The sequence below is a fragment of the Cellulomonas xiejunii genome (assembly GCF_024508315.1).
Taxonomy (GTDB): Bacteria; Actinomycetota; Actinomycetes; order Actinomycetales; family Cellulomonadaceae; genus Cellulomonas; species Cellulomonas xiejunii.
In genome coordinates this window covers 3,371,754-3,390,710 of sequence record NZ_CP101987.1, presented here as the reverse complement: position 1 = coordinate 3,390,710, position 18,957 = coordinate 3,371,754, and the positions used below count along the sequence as shown (strand labels likewise).

Here is an 18,957-nt window from a genome sequence, read left to right as displayed (position 1 = left end):
GGGGTGGGTGGCTGGATTGCACTCTCACGCCTGGGGTGGGTGGGGGTGGGGGTGGGGTGGGTCAGGCGTAGGCGGCGATGGTGCGGGGGCCGACGGACCGGCGGGCGCGGGCTGCTGCGCCGGTGGTCGCCAGGACGCTCGCGACCGCCCACAGGGCGAGCGCGACGACCGCGCCGAGCAGGGAGGCAGAGGACTCCTCGACGATGGAGCCGAGAGCGTCGGCCACCGGCGCCAGTGGCAGCCAGCCCACCAGCGAGCCGACCCACGTCGGGACCGTCACGGCGAGCCCCGCGACGAGGTACACGAAGGCCGCCACCAGGGCGACGATGCGCCCGGCCGTGCCGAACCACGCGCCGACGGCCTGGTGGAACGCCGCCAGGGCGACTGCGGCGACGACGCCGACCGCCGCGAGCCCGAGCGTGCGACCCAGACCCTGGTCGGTCAGACCGCCTGCGAGGGCACCGACCGCCGCACCGGCGACCGCCGACACCGCCGCCGGGAGGGCCAGGCCCCCCGCAGCCTGTGCGAACGCCGAGCGTGTCGACCCGGCGACGCGTACCGGCAGCGGCCGGAACACGAGGAACAGCACCAGCGCACCGACCCACAGCGCCACGGCGACCAGCACCGAGACCTGACCCAGCGGCGCCGAGACCGACGACGCGGGCGCCGCGACCGGTGCGGTCACGACCTGTGCGAGGTCGGCGCGCTGGTCCTCCGGGGTCGTGGGGAGCTGGTCGACCGCCTGGCCCAGGCCGGTCCCGAGCTCGGCCGTGCCGTCCGCGAGCTGCACGGCACCGTCGTTGGTCTGCCGGAGCCCGTCGGCGAGCTGCGTGCTGCCGTCGGCGAGCTGGGACGCGCCGCCGTCGAGCTGCGCGACACCCGCCGCGAGCTGCGACGACCCACCGGCGAGCTGCGACGCGCCGCCGGCGAGGGTCGAGGCACCGCCGGCGACGTCCGATGTGCCGGCCGCGAGCTGGTCGAGGCCGTCCGCGAGCGCGGTCACGCCACCGGCGAGAGTCTGCGCGCCCGTGTCGACCTCGCCGGCGAGGTAGGCGAGCTGTCCCAGGCCGTCCACGAGTCCGGGGGTCGTGGCTGTGCCGTCGACCGCGGGCTGCAGACGGCCGTTGATCTCCTGCACCTGCGCCGCCAGGACACCCGCCAGGTCGACGATCTGGTGCTCCATCGTGTCCCGCTGCGCGCTCTGTTGATTTCGCTGGGCCAAGAGTTCCGGGCAGCCCGGGGCCGTGGCGTCGGCCTCGCAACCCTCCCTGGCGATGTCATCCTCGAGCTCCGCGATCGCCTTCTCGACCTTTGTCAGGTCGGCGCGGAGCGTCGTCAGGGGTGCAGCCACGCCGTCGGACAGCGACGACATGCCGTCCGCGAGCAGCACGAGGCCAGATGCGCGGTCGGCCGTCTCCCGCAGCCCGTCGGCGAGCGGGGAGGTCGCTGCAGGCAGGGCGGATGCACCGTTCGCCAGCTCACGCGCGCCGACCGCGGACTGCCCCGCACCGCCCGCGAGCTGCTGCGCACCGCTCGCCAGCGACCGTGCGCCCTGGGCGAGCTGGCCCGTCCCCGTCGCCAGGTCGTACGACCCGCCCCGCAGCTCACGCACACCGCCGGCGAGCTGCCCGGCGCCGTCGGCGAGCCCGTCGGCACCGGTCGCGAGCTGGCCCGTGCCGTCGGCGAGCTGCCCGGCGCCGTCGGCCAGCTGCGTGGCGCCGTCGGCGGCCTCGCCGAGCTGCTCGCTGAGCGTCGTGAACCCGACGAGCACGTTCTCGACATACGTCGTGGTGAGCTGCTGGCCGAGCACCCGCGTGGCCGTCGTCGTGACGGTCGAGGCGAGGACCTGGTCGACGGCGGTGGCGCCCCGGGGTGAGGTGATGTCGATCGTGGCCTGCTCGACCTTGCCCTCGCCGGCCGCGAACGACGTCGCGGCAGCGGAGAAGTTCTCCGGGATGGTCACGACGGCGGCGTACGTGCCGTCGGTGAGCCCGGCGGTCGCGTCGGCCTCGTCCGTGACGACCCAGTCGTAGTTCGCGTCGACCTCGGCGCCCTCGACGAGGGCCCCGGCGAGCTGCCGTCCGAGCGGCGTGTACTGCCCCTCGAGCGTGACGGGCTGGTCGAGGTTGACGACGGCGGCCTTGACGCGCGCGAGCCCGTCCGCGGGGGACCACGCGGCGGCGAGCAGCAGGACGACGAGCGCCAGCGGTGCCGCCAGTGCGACGACGACGGCGGGCCACCGCCGGGGGGACGGGCGGGTCACCACGGTGCGGGTCATCGGGGTTCCTTCCTGCGCGCTCACGCGAGGACGCCGGTCTGCGGCGCGAGGGTGGTCACGGGGGTGTCGGCGGGCAGCAGGTCGTCGGCCGGGGTGGTGCCGACGACGCCGAGCAGGAGCGTGGTGCCCGACTCGACGGCGCGGGCGACCGCCGCCGCGACGTGCGCCCGCTCGTGCGGGTCGGTGACGAGGTCGGTCCGGTCGACCGCGAGGACCACCGGACGCTCGGCCACCGCCGCGTCGAGCGCGTCGACGCCCTCGGTGCGCAGGTCGACGTACCCGACCCGGCGGCGCACGGCCGCAGCGCGCACGGGCAGCAGGTACCCGTCGACCTTGAGGTCGCCCCCGGCGGGTGCGAGGCGCCCGGCGATCGTGAGCAGCAGCGCGGCGACGCGGGCCGGCTCGTCGGCGTGCGCGACGAGCGCGTCGCCGCGGCGCACGGCGAGGTTGATGACGTCGGTGCCGTCGGCGGCAGCCAGGCGCAGGTCGCGTGCGGCCACGACGACGTCGGGGTCCTCGGGCCACCGCGCCATGCTCAGCTCGCGGTGCAGCGCCTCGCCCTCGACGTCGAACGACGGCAGGACGCGGTCCAGGCTGCGCGGCATCCACCAGGCACGGTCGCCGAGGATCTGCATCACGGCGGGCACGAGCGTCATGCGCACGATGAACGCGTCGACCGCGACGCCCACGGCCAGGCCGAGGGCGATGGGCTTGATGTTGATGTCGCCCTCGGGGACGAACGCGAAGAACACCGCGACCATGATGACCGCCGCGGCGGTGACGACCTTGGCGGACCCGACGAACCCGGTGGCGACGGACTGCCGCGCCTTGCCGGAGTGGACGTAGTCCTCCCGCATGCGGGACACGAGGAACACCTCGTAGTCCATGGCGAGCCCGAAGAGCACGCCCATGAGGACGATCGGCATGAACGAGATGATCGGGCCCTGCCGCGAGACGTGGAGCAGGTCGGCGGCGACGCCATGCTCGAACACGCTGGTCACGACGCCGAACGCGGCCGCCACCGAGAGCAGGTAGCCGAGCGTCGCCTTGAGCGGGACGGCGACCGAGCGGAACACCATCGTCAGCAGGACGAGCGAGAGGCCGACGACGAACACCGCGAAGGGCAGCAGGGCCGCGCCGAGCTTGGCCGACACGTCGATGCCCACGGCGGTGAAGCCCGTGACGGACAGGTCGAAGCCGTGCTCCTCGAGGATCTGCGGGCGCAGGTCGCGGATGGCCTGCACGAGCTCGGCGGTCTCGGGGTCCGTGGGCCCGGTCGTGGGGACGACCTGCACGATGCCGGTGTCGATCGAGGCGTTCGGCGTCGACAGCGGGACGTCCTCGACGCCGGGCAGCGCCCGCAGCTCGTCTGCGACGTCCTCCATGAGCTGCAGCGGGTCCTCGCTGGTCACGATGCTGCCGGTGACGACGAGCGGGCCGTTGGCGCCGGGGCCGAAGTGCTCGGTGATCCGGTCGTACGTGATGCGCTGCGAGGAGTCGGTGGGGGAGACACCCGCGTCGGGCAGCGCGAGGCGCAGGTCGAGCGCGGGGAACGCCAGTGCGAGCAGCGCGCCGACCGTGACGACGACGGTGACCCACGGGCGCGCCGTGGCGAGCCGGACCCAGCCGGCGAAGAAGCGGTTGTGGTGCGCGGGCAGGTCCCAGTCGTCGCCCGTCGCCTGCGCGGTAGGGGCGGGCGGGGCTGCCGCGGCGTCCGGGTCGGCGGCCGAGCGACGCGCGCGGCGCGACGGCCGCGGGCGCAGCTTCTCCCCGGCGACGCCGAGCATCGCGGGCACCAGCGTGATGGAGACCAGCACCGCGACGCCGACGGCCACGGCGCCGGCCACGCCCATGACCGTGAGGAACGGGATGCCGGCGACACCGAGACCGACGAGCGCGATCATCACGGTGAGGCCGGCGAAGATGACGGCCGAGCCGGCGGTCGCGTTGGCGCGTGCGGCGGCCTCGGCCGGTGGCAGACCGGTCGCCAGCATCTCGCGGTGGCGCGACACGATGAACAGCGCGTAGTCGATGCCGACGGCCAGCCCGAGCATGAGCGAGAGCAGCGGCGTGGTGCTGGTGACGGACGTGAAGGCGGCGGCGACGAGCACCAGGAGCGTCGAGAACCCCACGCCGAGCAGGGCGTTGAGCAACGGCATGCCGGCGGCGGCGAACGAGCCGAGGGTCAGCAGGAGCACGATGAAGGCCACCACGACGCCGAGCGCCTCGGTGACGGTCAGCCCGGGGAACTCCTGGGAGTAGAGCTGGCCGCCGATGGTCGCGTCGTAGCCGTCGGGCAGGGCCGCGTCGAGGTCGTCGGCGATGTCGCGCAGGCGGTCCTTGACGTCGGCGCCGATGGACACGCCCTCGCCCTCGAGCGAGATCGTCACCAGTGCGGCCTCGCCGTCGTCGCTGACGGCGGACGCGCCGGGGGTCTCGGTGTCGAACGGGGAGACGGCGGACGTGACCCCGTCGACCTGTGTGGACGCCTCGATCGCGTCGTCGACGGCGGCGACGACCTCGGGCTCGTCGACGTGGTTGCCGTCCTGGCCGACCACCAGCACCTGGGCGGTCGTGCCGGCCGCCTCGGGGAAGGTCGCCGCGAGGTGGTCGAGCGCGGCCTGCGACTCGGTCCCGGGGATCGTCACCGAGTTGTCGAGCTTGCCGCCGAGCAGGCCGGCGAGCGCACCGACCAGGACGAGCAGCCCCAGCCAGGCCCCGATGACGGCGCGCCGCCGCGCGAAGGCGGTGCGGCCGAGGCGGTAGAGCGCAGAGGACACAGGTGCTCCCGAGGGCGGTGTGGGGGAGGACGGCGACGTCCGGCGGTCGCGCCGGGCACGACTTCGATACAGGACTGTATGCGATACACAACTGTATCGACACCGCTAGGCTCATGCCCGACGACGACGGAGGGGCGGAGGCATGAGCGAGACGATCACGACCGTGGACGGCGACGTCGACGCGACCGTCTCGCGCCGCCGCCGGCACACGCGGGAGCGGCTGCTCGACGCCGCGTTCGACCTGTTCGCCGACGAGGGCGTCGACGCGACGTCGATCGAGGCGGTCTGCGAGCGTGCCGGCTTCACACGCGGCGCCTTCTACTCCAACTTCGACAGCAAGTACGCGCTCCTGCTCGACCTGGCGGCGCGCGAGCACCGCCGGCGCCTGCAGGAGCTGCGCAGCGCGCTCGCGGTCGCCCAGGCCGACTACGCGCAGGGCCCGACGGTCGACGTCGACGCGATGGCGCGGTTCCTCGAGATCCTGCTCGAGCGCATCTCCGACGACCGTCGCTGGCGCGTCATCAGCGCCGAGCTCACCCTGCTGGCGATGCGTCAGCCCGACATCGCGCGTCACCACCACGACCTCGACCGGCAGATGACCGACGAGGTCGCCGACGAGATCGAGCGCCTCATGCCGACGCTCGGTCGCCGGCTCGTTCTGCCCGCCCGGCAGGTGCTGCGCGTCCTCGCCGCGGGTTACCGCGCGGACCTGGACGCCGCGGACCTCTCGGGGGACCCGCAGCCCGCTGCTCGCGCCCGCGCGGAGGCCGCGACCTGGCTCCCGACGGTCGCGGACCGCCTGACCCTGCCGCTCTGACCGCGGGGCGCACCGGGGTCCCGGGTGCGGTCGGGCATGCTGGACGCATGACCAACCTGCCCGGCGGTGTCTCCGTCAGTCGTCTGCGCGTCTACGACTGGCTCGCGCCCGACGGCGTCGGGCGCGCGGGCAGCGGGACCCCGCACCTGCACATCGCGTCGAGCGAGGCGTACGTCGTGCTGTCGGGCACGGGGGCCGTCCACACGCTGAGTCCCGACGGCGTCGCCGAGCACCCGCTGCGGCCCGGGGTGCTCGTCACCATCCAGCCGGGCGTCATCCACCGCGTCGTGAACGACGGCGACCTCGAGGTGCTCGTCGTCATGTCGAACGCCGGCCTGCCGGAGGTGGGTGACGCGGTCATGACGTTCCCCCCGGCGGCGCTGACGGACATCGCGACGTACCGCGACGCCGCGGCGCTGCCTGTCGGTGGTGCGCACTCCGACGTGACCGACGAGCAGGTCGCGCACGCGGCCCGTGCCCGGCGCGACCTCGCGCTGCAGGGGTACGCCCAGCTGCTCCAGGCGGTCGAGCAGAAGGGCCCGCGCGCCGCGCTGCACCCGTTCTTCGCGGCGGCCGTGCGGCTCGTACGGCCGTCCGTGCCGCGGTGGCAGGACCTGTGGGGGCGCACGGCGTTCGCCGAGACCGACGCCACGGCGGCCGTCCTCGAGGGCCTCATGCGCGGTGCTGCGCCGCACCTGCAGACCGGGCGCGCCGAGCGGCTGGAGGCCGACCCGGCGCCCCGCGGGTACGGCATGTGCGGCCGGACGCAGACGTGGACCCTGGGCTGAGGTGACGCGGGCCGGCGCCCGCGACGACGCAGGCCCGCGCCGCGGTCAGCGGCCGGCGGCTGCTGCGAGCACCCGGTGCCGGTCCGCCGTGACGGCGGCGAGCAGGTCCCGCTCCGACTCGGCGTGCCGGTGCAGGTCCGTGCGGCCCGTCACGGCGAGCTGCCGTCGGAAGGCCAGGGTGGTCGCGTCGCGCTGGAACCGGCGCATCGCCTCGGCCGCGTCCTTGCCGCCGGCGCGCGCGGCCCAGCCGACGGCCGTGCTGCGGCGCGGCAGGGACGCCAGCATCTCGATCTCGTGCGGCGCGAACCACCCGGCCCGCGCGTACTCGGTGAGCCGGTGACGGATCACGGCGGACTCCTGCCGGCGCAGCCAGAACGCCAGCGCGACGACACCGCCGAACAGGGGCACCTGCACGACGGCGAACACCAGCAGGTACGCGGACCCGGCCACCAGGCTCGTCGCGTTCCACAGCCCGTGCGCGGTCATCGCGGCCAGCAGCCCGACCGGGAACAGCCACCACGCGGCGGACCGGTGCTGCGAGCGCGCCGCCAGGCCCAGTGCAGCACCCGTGCACGCCGTGAACAGCAGGTGCGCGAACGGCGTCGCCAGGCCGCGCAGCACGAACGTCTCGGGGAGCGCCGCGCCGGCCTGACCGAAGTACAGGACGTTCTCCGTGAACGCGAACCCCGCCGCGACGACGCCCGCGTACACGATCCCGTCGACCACACCGTCGAAGTAGCGTCGCCGCGCGAGGAACAGGACGAGCACGCCGGCGCCCTTGGCGAGCTCCTCGATCACGGGGGCCGACACCACGGTGGCCGCGACCACGCCCGCGTCCAGGTCGCCCGTCGCCTGCGCGACGGTGTAGAGCGTGAGGTCGTTGACGACGAGCGAGACGAGCACCGCGACGCCTGCACCCCACAGCAGCCCGAACAGCAGCGCGCCGCGCGGCTCGGGCTCCCACCGGTCGAGCCAGCGCACGCCCAGCAGCACGACCGTCAGGGGCACCAGCGCGAGCACGATGCCGACGACGCCCATGCCCATGCCCACCTGCACGAGCACCAGCGCGACCGCGCCGAGCGTGGCGGCGGCGAGGAGCGCCACGGCCAGCACGGTCAGGACGTCCCGCGCGGTCCGCGGGCGACGCGACGGCACCCACTGCGGCGGGACGCACTGCGCGGGCTCGGCGGGGCGGGTGGGCTGGTGGCTGCTCACGCGGTCACCCTAGGTGCGTGGCGGGACGCACGTCCTCCGGGTCCTGCGGTGCGGCGACCGTAGGGTGGCCGTGGTCCCCGCCGGCGGGGTGGGGCGAGGCGAGGGGAAGCATGGACGAGCACGAGGTCCGCCGCAGGATGCGGGCGCAGGAGCTGTACGACGACGAGGGTCCGGGACTCGAGGCGCTGGTCGAGGAGCGGCAGCGCGCCAAGGAGCTGACCTGGCGCTTCAACATGACCAACCCCACGGACGTGCCGGCACGTCAGGCGCTCCTGCGGGAGCTCTTCGGCCGCATGGGCGAGCGCGTGTGGATCGAGGCGCCGCTGCAGGTCTCGTACGGCTACAACGTGACGTTCGGCGACGACGTGTTCGTCAACGTCGGCTTCACGCTGGTCGACGACATCGAGGTCACGATCGGCTCGCGGGTGATGATCGCGCCCAACGTCACGATCAGCGTCACGGGCCACCCCGTGCACCCCGAGCTGCGCGCCGGCATGTCGCAGTTCTCCGCGCCGGTCGTCGTGGAGGACGACGTGTGGCTCGGTGCGCACGTCGTGCTGCTGCCCGGTGTGACGGTCGGTGCGGGCTCGATCGTCGGTGCGGGCAGCGTCGTGACGAAGGACGTGCCGCCCGGGGTGGTCGTCGGCGGCGTGCCCGCGCGCGTGCTGCGGCCCATCACCGACGCGGACCGCGAGTTCGCGTACCGCGCGCCCGGCACGTTGGCCTGAGCCGCCGAGCCAGCACCACGTCGCTCCGGTGACCGGGGGGGTGAACACCGGAGCGACGTGGTGCGGCACGCGGTCAGGGGCGCTCCGGGGGCGGGGCGCGTCGGGCTCGCGGGACACCGGTAGCGCTTCCATGTCGCTGTCGGCGGTTCCCGTCCGTCCGGGCCCGTCAGCAGCGGTCCGACACCCCCCGCTCCGTCGCGGTGCCGCGGGGTCGGACTGGACGCGCTTCCACGTGTGGCGTCGATGCTGCGGTGCCGCCGACGGGGTGTCAAGAAGAAGCCCCTGCTCATCCCTCTGACGAGTGAACGGACCGAGCGCGCCGACGGGCCGGGAGCGCGGCATGTCCGGACGAGGCGGGTGGTAGCCTCGCGCCGATCATCACGCCGGCGGGGGGATCCATGACAGGGCGCACCGGTCGGGCCCCGACGCTCGACGAGGTGGCGCGGCGCGCGGGCGTCTCGCGGTCCGCCGCCTCGCGCGCGATCAACAACGCGATCCACGTCAGCCCGGCCACGCGACTCGCCGTCGAGCGGGCTGTCCGCGAGCTGGGGTACGTGCCCAACGTGATGGCGCAGGCACTGGCGCGCCAGAAGGTCGGTGCGGTCGTCCTGGCCGCGTCCCACGACAACGCGGAGCTGTTCGGCGACCCCTTCTTCGGGCAGGTGATCGTGGGCGTGACGTCCGCGCTCGAGAGCACCGAGCTCGACCTCAAGCTGCTGCTGTGCCACCCCGAGCGCGGGCACGACCGGGTGCGGCGCATGCTGCGCCGTCCCCGCGCCGACGGCGTGATGGTCATGGCGCTGCGCGGCGACGACCCCCTGCAGCGCATGGTGGTGGAGTCCGGCCTGCCGGCGGTGTTCGGCGGCCGCCCGCTGCGCGGTCGGCCCGACTGGTTCGTCGACGTCGACAACCGGGACGGTGGCCGCATCGCGGCCGAGCACCTCGTCCGGCTCGGACGCCGCCGCATCGCGACCATCGCGGGGCCCGCCGACTCGCACGCGGCGGTCGCGCGGCTCGACGGCGTCGGCGACGCGCTGTCCGGCGCAGACCTCGACCACACGCTCGTCGAGCACGCCGACTTCACGCGCGACGGCGGGGCCCGGGCGATGGAGCGTCTGCTGGAGCGCGACCCCAGGATCGACGCCGTCGCGGCCGCGTCGGACAACATGGCGGCCGGTGCCCTCCAGACGCTGCAGCTGCACGGCCGTCGGGTACCGCAGGACGTCGCCGTCGTCGGCTTCGACGACCTGCCGATCGCCCGGCTCGTGCAACCCGCGCTGACGACCGTCCAGCAGCCGATCCGCTCGCTCGGCTACGAGATGGCGCGGCTCCTGCTGGCCGTCGTCGACGGCGAGGCCCCCAGCTCCCTGCTCCTGCCCACGCGCCTCGTGGTCCGCGAGTCCGCTCCCGCTGCGGGCTGACGCCCGCTCAGGCCGCGTCCGCGTACGACTCGACGACCGCCAGGTCCAGCGCGAACTCGACGGGCGCCGACCCGAACAGCAGGGTCCCCGCCTCGTCCGCCGAGTCCCGCACGGCCTGCGCGACGGCGTCGGCGTCCGCGGCGGGGCAGTGGACCACCACCTCGTCGTGGAGGAAGAACACGAGGTGCGCGCGCCCGTCGCCGATGTCCCGCAGACGGCGGCGCAGGGACGCGAGCCAGCACAGCGCCCACTCGGCGGCCGTGCCCTGCACGACGAAGTTGCGGGTGAACCGGCCGCGGTCGCGTGCCCGGCGGCGCGCGTCACGCACGTCGTCGGCGTCCGCGCCCTCGGCACCCGCGGCACCGAGGCGGTCGAGGAACCCGGCGCTCGCGGGCGGTGACGTGCGGCCCAACCACGTCGAGACGGGCTCGCCGCGCTCACCCGCCCGCGCGGCCGCCTCGACGAGCGCGATCGCCTGCGGGTACGCGCGCGTCAGCCGCGGCATGAGCATGCCCGCGGCACCCGTGGTCGCACCGTAGATCGCCCCGAGCAGCGCGTACTTGGCGTCCTGGCGCGTGGGGACCGTGCCCGCGTCCGCGATGCGCTGGTACAGGTCGGAGCCGCGCGCGGCCTCGGCCATCGCACGGTCACCGGACATCGCGGCCAGCACGCGCGGCTCGAGCTGGGCGGCGTCGGCAACGACGAGCCGCCAGCCCTCGTCGGCCCGGGCGGCGCCGCGCAGCGAGGCCGGCAGCTGCAGGGCCCCGCCGCCGTCCGTGGCCCAGCGGCCGGTGACCACGCCCCCGACGACGTACGTGGGCCGGAACCGACCGTCGTGCACCCACGCGTCCAGCCACGCCCAGCCGTTGGCGCTCAGCAGCCGTGACAGCCGCTTGTACTCGAGCAGCGGCTCGACGACCGGGTGGTCGAGGTCGCGGATCTCCCACTTGCTGGTGGAGGCCACGGAGAAGCCCTGCCGGCGCAGCGCTGCGAGCAGGTGCGGCTGGGAGTCGGGGTTGAGGCGTGGGTCGTCGAGCAGCTCGCGGACGCGGGCGACGAGGTCCTCCAGCCGCTGCGGGCGGCCACCTGCGACGGGGCGGGGCCCGATCAGGGCCGTCAGCAGCTCGTCGTGCCGCACCGGGTCCCACGGCAGCCCGTCGTGCTGCATCTCCGCGGCCAGCAGGGCCCCGGTGGACTCGGCGGCGAGCAGCAGCCGCAGCCGCCCGGGCTGCGCCGAGCCGACGACGGCGGCGAGCTGGTCGCGCAGCTCCGCGAGCAGGTCCGGGTCGTCGTTCGGCGCGGGGTCGCGCCCCGGCGGGACGGCCGGGTCGGCGGGGTCCGTGGCAGGCGGCTCGCCTGCCGTGCCCGGGCCCGCGGTCGCCGGCCCGTCGTCCGTCAGCTCGCGCAGCGCGTCCAGGAGGTCCGGCTCGCGCGGTGCCTGCTCGTGCGCAGGGGGAGCGTCGAACGGTCCGGGCGGCGCGCTCTGCAGCCGCGACCCGGCGGCCGCCGCGGCGTGCCGCAGGATCGCGTGGCACAGGCGCAGGTCGTGGCAGCGGTCGACGCGGACCCCGGCAGCGAGCAGCGCCGGGTACCAGCGGCGCGTGTCGTCCCACACCCAGCGTGGGTGCTCGTCCGCCTCGACCTGCGCGACCACACCTGCGAGCGCGTCCGCGGCGACGACGCGCGAGCCGGTGGCACCCGCGTCGGCGTCCAGCGAGATCAGCGTGACGGTACGGCCGCGCGGGTCACGGGTGAGCAGGACGTACGCGGGCACGCCCCATCCTCGCGCGCCCCACCCACACCGCCGTCACTCGTCGCGGCTGGACAGGACGCAGAACTCGTTGCCCTCGGGGTCGGCCAGCACCGTCCAGGAGACGTCTGGCCCCTGACCGACGTCCGCGCGCGTCGCCCCGAGCTCGAGCAGCCGGGCGATCTCCGCCTCGCGGTCGTCCGAGGTGTGGGGCGCGAAGTCGAGGTGGAGCGCGCTCTTCGCCCTCTTGTCGTGGTCGACCGCGACGAAGCACAGCCCGGGAGGCACCCGGTGGAACGGGAGCGACGCGGCCAGCTCGCGTCCCCACGGTGGCAGGACGCCGGCCTCGTCGTCCTCGAAGGGGACGTAGTCCCAGCCCAGCGCGTCCGCCCACCAGCGGGCGAGTGCGTGCGGGTCGCGGGACTCGATGACGGTGGTGTACCAGCGCAACGGCATCTCGGCTCCTCATGACGGGTGCCGGTCACGTTACGCCCGGCCTCCGACACGCGCCTCAGCGCAGGAGCGCCGTCCTGACGGCGTCTCCGGGCACCGCGAGCAGCGCGGTGCCGTTCTGGCCGTCGAGGGTCACCACGAGGTCGGCGGTGTCGGGGTCGACGAGGACCTCGACCGCGTCGTCGCCGTGGACGACGCCGGGCGCGCGCAGCGCGTCCGTGAGGATCTCGCACGGCCACATCCAGCGCGTCACCCCGGACTCCTGCAGGAAGTGCACGACGAGGTGCGCACCGTCGCGGTGCACCGTCGTCGCGACGGTCGCGGACGTACGCACCAGCACGCAGTCCGCCGAGGTCAGCACCGGTGTGGCACCCGTCTCGCCCATGTGGTCCTCCGCTTTGCTCGGTCCCCCGACGCCCGGGTCCTGCGACCCGGCCGACCGCGGGCCAGGCCGGGTCGGTCCGGACGCTATCGGCGCCCACTGACACAGGGGGGTGCAACGCGGGGTGAGATACGAGGGCGATCGGGTGACTGTCCGGGCCCCTGCCGCCCGAGTGGCCCAGCAACCGGCCCGCGCAAGCGCTTCGCCCCACGGTCGCCGACGCCGGCGCCGGCAGCCGGCGGTTACCGCAGGCCGGGTCACCTGCGTTAGCGTCGTGCGGCCGGTCGCAGCATCCGTAACGTCGTAGAGGACCCCGTGGTGGACACGCCCCCGTACCAGGACCCTTCGCTGCCCATCCGGGAGCGCGTCGCTGACCTGCTGAGCCGTATGACGCTGCCCGAGAAGGTCGGTCAGATGCTCCAGCTGGACGCCCAGCCGGGTGTCGAGGACCTCGTCCTGGACAAGCACGTGGGGTCGATCCTGCACGCCTCGCCGCAGCGCGTCCTCGAGGCGCTCGACGCGGTCGAGCGCACGCGGTTGCGCATCCCGCTCCTCGTCGCGGACGACGCGATCCACGGGTACTCGTTCTGGCGGGGCGCCACGATCTTCCCGACCCAGCTCGGTGTCGCGGCGTCGTGGGACCCCGCCGCAGCCGAGGCGATGGCGCGTGTGACGGCCGTCGAGGTGTCGGCGACCGGGCTGCACTGGACCTTCTCGCCGGTCGTCTGCATCACGCGCGACCTGCGCTGGGGGCGCGTGACAGAGACGTTCGGCGAGGACCCGTTCCTCATCGGCGAGCTCGCCTCGGCGATGGTCCGCGGCTACCAGGGCGACGGCCTCGACGACCCGACCGCGATCCTCGCGTGCGCCAAGCACTTCGCCGGGTACTCCGAGACGCAGGGCGGGCGCGACGCGTCCGAGGCCGACATCTCGCGCCGCAAGCTGCGCTCGTGGTTCCTGCCGCCGTTCGAGCGCGTCGCGCGCGAGGGCGCCCGGACGTTCATGATCGGCTACCAGTCCACCGACGGCGTGCCGATCGTCGTCAACCGCTGGCTGCTGCAGGACGTGCTGCGCGGCGAGTGGGGCTGGACCGGGACGCTCATCACCGACTGGGACAACGTCGGCCGGATGGTCTGGGAGCAGAAGATCGCGCCCGACCACGAGCACGCCGCGGCCAACGCCGTGAACGCGGGCAACGACATGGTCATGACGACGCCGGGGTTCTTCGAGGGCGCACAGAAGGCCGTCGCCAACGGCCTGGTCGACGAGTCGCAGCTCGACGCCGCGGTGGCGCGCATCCTGACGATCAAGTTCGAGCTGGGGCTCTTCGAGGACCCGCGCCGCCCCGACCCCGTGCGGCAGGCCGAGGTCATCGGCTCCGACGACCACCAGGACATCAACCTGCACGTCACGCGCCGCTCGCTGGTGCTGCTGCAGAACTCGGGCGTCCTGCCGCTCGGCGGGGGCCTGGAGTCCGGGCTGGACGGGCGGGCCACGGCACCCGACGGCTCGGTGCCCCCGCCGGTGCGCATCGCCCTCGTGGGGCCCAACGCCGACGACGTCGACGCGCAGCTCGGCGACTGGGCGGGGCGCTCCGGCCAGGTCGACTGGATGCGCGAGGAGGGCCACCCCCGCGAGATGACCGAGACGGTCCTCGACGGGCTGAGCGGCCTGCTGCCCGAGAGCTGGGAGCTCACGTACGCCAAGGGCGCCGAGATCGGCGCGCTGGGCCCGGACCCCGAGGGCGAGACCTACCCCGACGGTCAGCCGCGCATGGCGATCCTGCACCCGGCAGCCCCGGACGAGGCGCTCATCGCCGAGGCCGTCGCCGCCGCGCAGGCGTCCGACCACGTCGTCGCGGTCGTGGGCGACACCATCGGGCTCATGGGCGAGACGCGGTCGACCGCGACGCTCGAGCTCGTCGGCGGCCAGGTCGCGCTGCTCGACGCTCTGGCCGCGACGGGGACGCCGATGACCGTCGTCGTCATCGCGTCCAAGCCGCTGGTCCTGCCGGACTCGGCGCTGGGCGCCGACGCGATCGTGTGGGCCGCGAACCCGGGGATGCGCGGCGGGCGTGCGATCGCCGAGCTGCTGCTCGGCACGATCGAGCCCGCCGGGCGCCTGCCGCTGACGTTCGCGCGGCACGTCGGGCAGCAGCCGGTCTACTACAACGGCCTGCGGGGGCAGCACGGCAGCCGGTACGCGGACCTCACGCAGGACCCCGCCTTCGCGTTCGGCGAGGGCCTGACGTACTCGACGGTCGAGTACTCCGACCTCACGGTGGCGAACCCGGTCCTCGGGCGCGACGGCGTCGTGCGGGCTCAGGTCACCGTCACGAACACCGGTGCGCGGCCGTCGCACGAGGTCGTGCAGGTCTACGTCAGCGACCTCGTCACGTCCCTGACGTGGGCCGAGAAGGAGCTCAAGGCGTACCGGCACGTCGACGTCGAGCCGGGGGAGTCGGTCGTCGTCGACGTCGAGCTGCCCGTCGCCGACTGCACGATCGTCGACGCCGAGGGTCGTCGCGTGGTCGAGCCCGGCGAGTTCGAGCTGCTCGTCGGCCGCTCGTCGCGCGACCGCGACCTGCTGCGCGCGGGGTTCACGGTCACGGGCTGACCTCACCCCCGCGTGCTGCGGGCGTTGCCCACGGGTGTGTCGCTAAACGATTCGCCGCGCCTCCGGGCCTTCGGAGATCCGCGTGATCATGCGATTGTGAACGTACACAACGGCCACCGGGACCCCTCGCTCCCTCCGGTCGCGCGCAGGACGACGGTGTCCGGCGCTCCCACGTCATCCGCCGCGCGGTCGGCGGGTGCCAGCAGAGAGGGTGACGCATGCAGAACACATCGCGACGGCCCCGCAGGGTGCTCGTCGCCGCGACCTCGGTCGCCGCCTTGACGCTCACGGGTGTGCTCACGGCACTACCGGCCCAGGCGGCGGCGAGCACGCTCGGTGCAGCCGCCCAGCAGAGCGGGCGGTACTTCGGTGTGGCGATCGCGGCGGGCAAGATGAACGACGGCACCTACATGGGCATCGTCGACCGTGAGTTCAACTCGATCGTGGCCGAGAACGAGATGAAGATGGACGCCACGGAGCCGAACCAGAACCAGTTCAACTACACCAACGGCGACCGGATCGTCAGCTACGCGCTCGGCAAGGGCAAGCAGGTGCGCGGGCACACGCTCGCCTGGCACCAGCAGCAGCCGGGCTGGATGCAGAACATGTCCGGCGACACGCTGCGCAGGGCCCTGATCAACCACATCACGCAGGTCGCCACCCACTACAAGGGCAAGATCCACAGCTGGGACGTCGTCAACGAGGCGTTCGCCGACGACGGCCGCGGCAGCCGGCGCGACTCCAACCTGCAGCGCACCGGCGACGACTGGATCGAGGCCGCGTTCCGCGCCGCCCGCGCCGCCGACCCGGGCGCCAAGCTCTGTTACAACGACTACAACACCGACGGCGTCAATGCGAAGTCGACCGGCATCTACAACATGGTCCGGGACTTCAAGGCGCGCGGCGTGCCGATCGACTGCGTCGGGTTCCAGTCCCACCTGGGCACGAGCGTCCCCGGCGACTACCAGGCCAACCTCCAGCGCTTCGCCGACCTCGGTGTCGACGTGCAGATCACCGAGCTCGACATCGAGCAGGGCGGCAACCAGGCCAACGCGTACCGGCAGGTCACGCAGGCGTGCCTCGCCGTCGCGCGCTGCACCGGCATCACGGTGTGGGGCGTCCGCGACAACGACTCGTGGCGCACGGGCGCCAACCCGCTGCTCTTCGACAGCTCGGGCAACAAGAAGGCCGCGTACACCGCGGTCCTCGACGCCCTGAACGCGGCGCCGCCGACCCAGTCCCCGACGCAGTCGCCGACGCCGACGCCCACGCGGTCCGCGACCCCGACACCGACACCGACACCGACACCGTCGACGACGCCCACGCAGAACCCGGGCACCGGCGCGTGCACGGTGGTGTACAGGGTCACGGCGCAGTGGCCGGGCGGCTTCACCGGTGAGATCCGGATCACGAACCACGGTGCGGCGCTCAACGGCTGGACTCTCGCGTTCGCGTTCCCCGGCAACCAGAGCGTGCAGCAGTCCTGGAGCGGCGTCACGACCCAGACCGGCAACCAGGTGAGCATCCGGAACGCCGACTACAACGGGTCCGTCCCGTCCGGCGGCACGGTGCAGCTCGGTTTCAACGGCGTGTTCTCCGGCAGCGCCAACCCGGTGCCCACGGCGTTCACGCTGAACGGTGCCGCCTGCAACGGTGCCGTGACCCCGACCCAGGGGCCCACGGCGACGTCCACCCCGAGCGTGACCCCGACCCCGACGGTCACGCCCACGCCGACGGTCACGCCGACCCCGACGGTCACGCCCACGCCGACGGTCACGCCCACGCCCACGACGCAGCCCACCTGCAACCTGCCGTCCTCGTACCGCTGGTCGGACTCCGGGGTGCTCGCACAGCCGCGCTCCGGCTGGGTCTCGCTGAAGGACTTCACGGTCGCGCCGTACAACGGGCAGCAGCTCGTGTACGCCACGACGCACGACAACGGCGAGTCGTGGGGGTCGATGAACTTCGGCCTGTTCACCAACTACTCGCAGATGGGCTCGGCGAGCCAGAACGCCATGCCGTTCAGCGCGGTGGCGCCGTCGCTGTTCTACTTCGCACCCAAGAACGTGTGGGTGCTCGCCTACCAGTGGGGCGGCCCGGCGTTCTCCTACCGGACGTCGACCAACCCCACGGACGTCAACAGCTGGGGGCCGCACCAGAACCTGTTCACCGGCAGCATCTCCAACTCCGGCACAGGCCCGATCGACCAGGCGCTCATCGGCGACGACCGCAACATGTACCTGTTCTTCGCCGGTGACAACGGCAACATCTACCGGGCGTCGATGCCGATCGGGAACTTCCCGGGCAGCTTCGGGTCGAGCTACCAGACGATCATGACGGACACGACGAACAACCTGTTCGAGGCCGTCCAGGTCTACAAGCTCCAGGGCCAGCAGCGGTACCTCATGATCGTCGAGGCCATCGGCTCGCAGGGCCGCTACTTCCGGTCCTTCACGGCCACGAGCCTGGACGGGACGTGGACCCCCCAGGCCGCGACCGAGTCGAACCCGTTCGCCGGCAAGGCCAACAGCGGCGCGACGTGGACCAACGACATCAGCCACGGTGAGCTGCTGCGGGTCAGCGCGGACCAGACCATGACGGTCGACCCGTGCAACCTGCGGCTGCTCTACCAGGGCCGCAGCCCGAGCTCGGGCGGCGACTACGGTCGCCTGCCGTACCGCCCGGGCCTGCTGACGATGCAGCGCTAGTCAGCCACGACCGTCGGCGGACCGGAGTCCCGACCGACGCATGATCGCCCGACCGTCGCCCCCCGGCGGCGGTCGGGCGCGGCCCGGGATCTCGGACCCGGGTGGGTCGGGCGGCGCGAGGGGCCGCCCGGCCCTTCGCCGACCGCGCCGGCCACGTGGCCGGCGCGGTCTCCCGCCCGGCTCGAAGCGACGGCTCAGCGGCGCGGCTGCCCGCCGACCGCGTCGGGCAGGGCCTCGACGAGCGCCTTGGTGTCCGGGTGCTGCGGGTCGCGCAGCACCTCGCGCAGGGGCCCGGACTCGACGATCGTGCCCTCGGCCAGGACCAGCACGTGGTCCGTCAGCCGCTCCAGCAGCCGCACGTCGTGCGACGCGACGAGCAGGCCGATGCCGTCGGCGCGCACGAGCGCGCGGACCTCGTCGGCGACCTCCTCGCGCATGGTCTGGTCGACGGCCGTCAGCGGCTCGTCGAGCAGGAGCACGTCCGGCCGGGTGGCCAGCGCGCGGGCGATGGCGATGCGCTGCCGCTCCCCGCCGGACAGCGTCCCCACCCGGCGGGTGACGAACCGGATGGGCAGACCGACGACGGCCAGGGCGGCCTCGACGTCGTTGTTCGTGGTCCGGCCGGCCTTGCGGGCCTCCTTGAACGCGTCGAGGATCGTCTCCTCGACGGTGCGCTGGATGTCGACGCCGGCGATGCCGTTCTGGTGGACCGTGCGCAGACGCGCCTTGACGTCCTTGCGCTTGCGGCGGGGCGTCTTGGCGACGGGCACGCCGTCGAGGGTCACGTGCCCCTGCCCGGGCCGCATGCCCCCGCCGAGGATCTCCACCAGCGTGGACTTGCCGACACCCGAGCGGCCGAGCAGGCCGACGGCGTCGCCGGGGCGCAGCGTGAGGTCGACCCCCGCCAGCACGGGCGGTCCGCCGTACCCCGCCCAGACGTCGGTGGCCTGCAGGACTGCACGGGTGCTGCTCATGCGTGGTGCTCGTCTCGTCTCGTCGGGGTGTCGTCGACACCGGTTGC

Annotated in this window: 13 protein-coding genes; 6 read left to right on the top strand and 7 right to left on the bottom strand. The window is 73.9% G+C overall.

The features are described from left to right. Nucleotides 1–61 precede the first annotated feature (61 nt). Together NP048_RS15595 and NP048_RS15590 are read right to left on the bottom strand one after the other, a co-directional pair. Nucleotides 62–2,278 carry a YhgE/Pip family protein gene (locus tag NP048_RS15595; RefSeq protein WP_227576538.1) on the bottom strand — a complete coding sequence of 739 codons (2,217 nt, stop codon included), beginning with the start codon at nt 2,276–2,278 and terminating at the stop codon, nt 62–64. Between the two features lie 20 nt (nt 2,279–2,298). Next, complete coding sequence (locus NP048_RS15590; protein ID WP_227576537.1) at nt 2,299–5,058, bottom strand: MMPL family transporter; 2,760 nt, start codon at nt 5,056–5,058, stop codon at nt 2,299–2,301. A gap of 142 nt (nt 5,059–5,200) precedes the next feature. Between NP048_RS15590 and NP048_RS15585 the strand changes: the two genes are divergently transcribed. Beyond that, nucleotides 5,201–5,875 (top strand): TetR/AcrR family transcriptional regulator, encoded by a 675-nt coding sequence (locus tag NP048_RS15585; protein ID WP_227576536.1) that lies wholly within the window; start codon nt 5,201–5,203, stop codon nt 5,873–5,875. A 47-nt stretch (nt 5,876–5,922) separates the two neighbouring features. Next, a complete protein-coding gene (locus NP048_RS15580) occupies nt 5,923–6,663 on the top strand; it encodes a cupin domain-containing protein (protein WP_227576535.1) in 741 nt (246 codons plus the stop codon). Between the two features lie 45 nt (nt 6,664–6,708). Here NP048_RS15580 and NP048_RS15575 read toward each other — a convergent pair whose 3' ends face one another. Beyond that, nucleotides 6,709–7,878, bottom strand: coding sequence for a PrsW family intramembrane metalloprotease (locus NP048_RS15575; protein ID WP_227576534.1), 1,170 nt, complete (start codon nt 7,876–7,878; stop codon nt 6,709–6,711). A gap of 110 nt (nt 7,879–7,988) precedes the next feature. Between NP048_RS15575 and NP048_RS15570 the strand changes: the two genes are divergently transcribed. Then, on the top strand, nt 7,989–8,606 hold the full coding sequence (locus NP048_RS15570; protein WP_227576533.1) for a sugar O-acetyltransferase: 618 nt from the start codon (nt 7,989–7,991) through the stop codon (nt 8,604–8,606). A 398-nt stretch (nt 8,607–9,004) separates the two neighbouring features. Continuing rightward, complete coding sequence (locus NP048_RS15565) at nt 9,005–10,027, top strand: LacI family DNA-binding transcriptional regulator (protein WP_227576532.1); 1,023 nt, start codon at nt 9,005–9,007, stop codon at nt 10,025–10,027. A 7-nt stretch (nt 10,028–10,034) separates the two neighbouring features. Here the strand turns inward: NP048_RS15565 and NP048_RS15560 are convergent, their stop codons facing one another. From NP048_RS15560 to NP048_RS15550, 3 genes are read right to left on the bottom strand one after another with little or no spacing between them, the layout of a single operon-like run. After that, nucleotides 10,035–11,801, bottom strand: a complete 1,767-nt coding sequence (locus tag NP048_RS15560) for a bifunctional 3'-5' exonuclease/DNA polymerase (protein ID WP_227576531.1) — start codon at nt 11,799–11,801, stop codon at nt 10,035–10,037. Between the two features lie 33 nt (nt 11,802–11,834). Then, nucleotides 11,835–12,233, bottom strand: coding sequence for a VOC family protein (locus NP048_RS15555; RefSeq protein ID WP_227576530.1), 399 nt, complete (start codon nt 12,231–12,233; stop codon nt 11,835–11,837). A gap of 55 nt (nt 12,234–12,288) precedes the next feature. Further along, a complete protein-coding gene (locus NP048_RS15550) occupies nt 12,289–12,615 on the bottom strand; it encodes a hypothetical protein (RefSeq protein WP_227576529.1) in 327 nt (108 codons plus the stop codon). Nucleotides 12,616–12,927: 312 nt separating this feature from the next. Here NP048_RS15550 and NP048_RS15545 point away from each other — a divergent pair, with 312 nt between their 5' ends. After that, entirely contained in the window at nt 12,928–15,228 is a 2,301-nt protein-coding gene (locus NP048_RS15545; RefSeq protein ID WP_372456807.1) for an exo-beta-d-1,3/1,6-glucosidase, read from the top strand. Between the two features lie 218 nt (nt 15,229–15,446). Continuing rightward, on the top strand, nt 15,447–17,936 hold the full coding sequence (locus NP048_RS15540) for a non-reducing end alpha-L-arabinofuranosidase family hydrolase (protein WP_227576527.1): 2,490 nt from the start codon (nt 15,447–15,449) through the stop codon (nt 17,934–17,936). Nucleotides 17,937–18,130: 194 nt separating this feature from the next. Here NP048_RS15540 and NP048_RS15535 read toward each other — a convergent pair whose 3' ends face one another. Further along, nucleotides 18,131–18,910, bottom strand: coding sequence for an ABC transporter ATP-binding protein (locus NP048_RS15535; protein WP_227576526.1), 780 nt, complete (start codon nt 18,908–18,910; stop codon nt 18,131–18,133). Nucleotides 18,911–18,957: the final 47 nt, after the last annotated feature.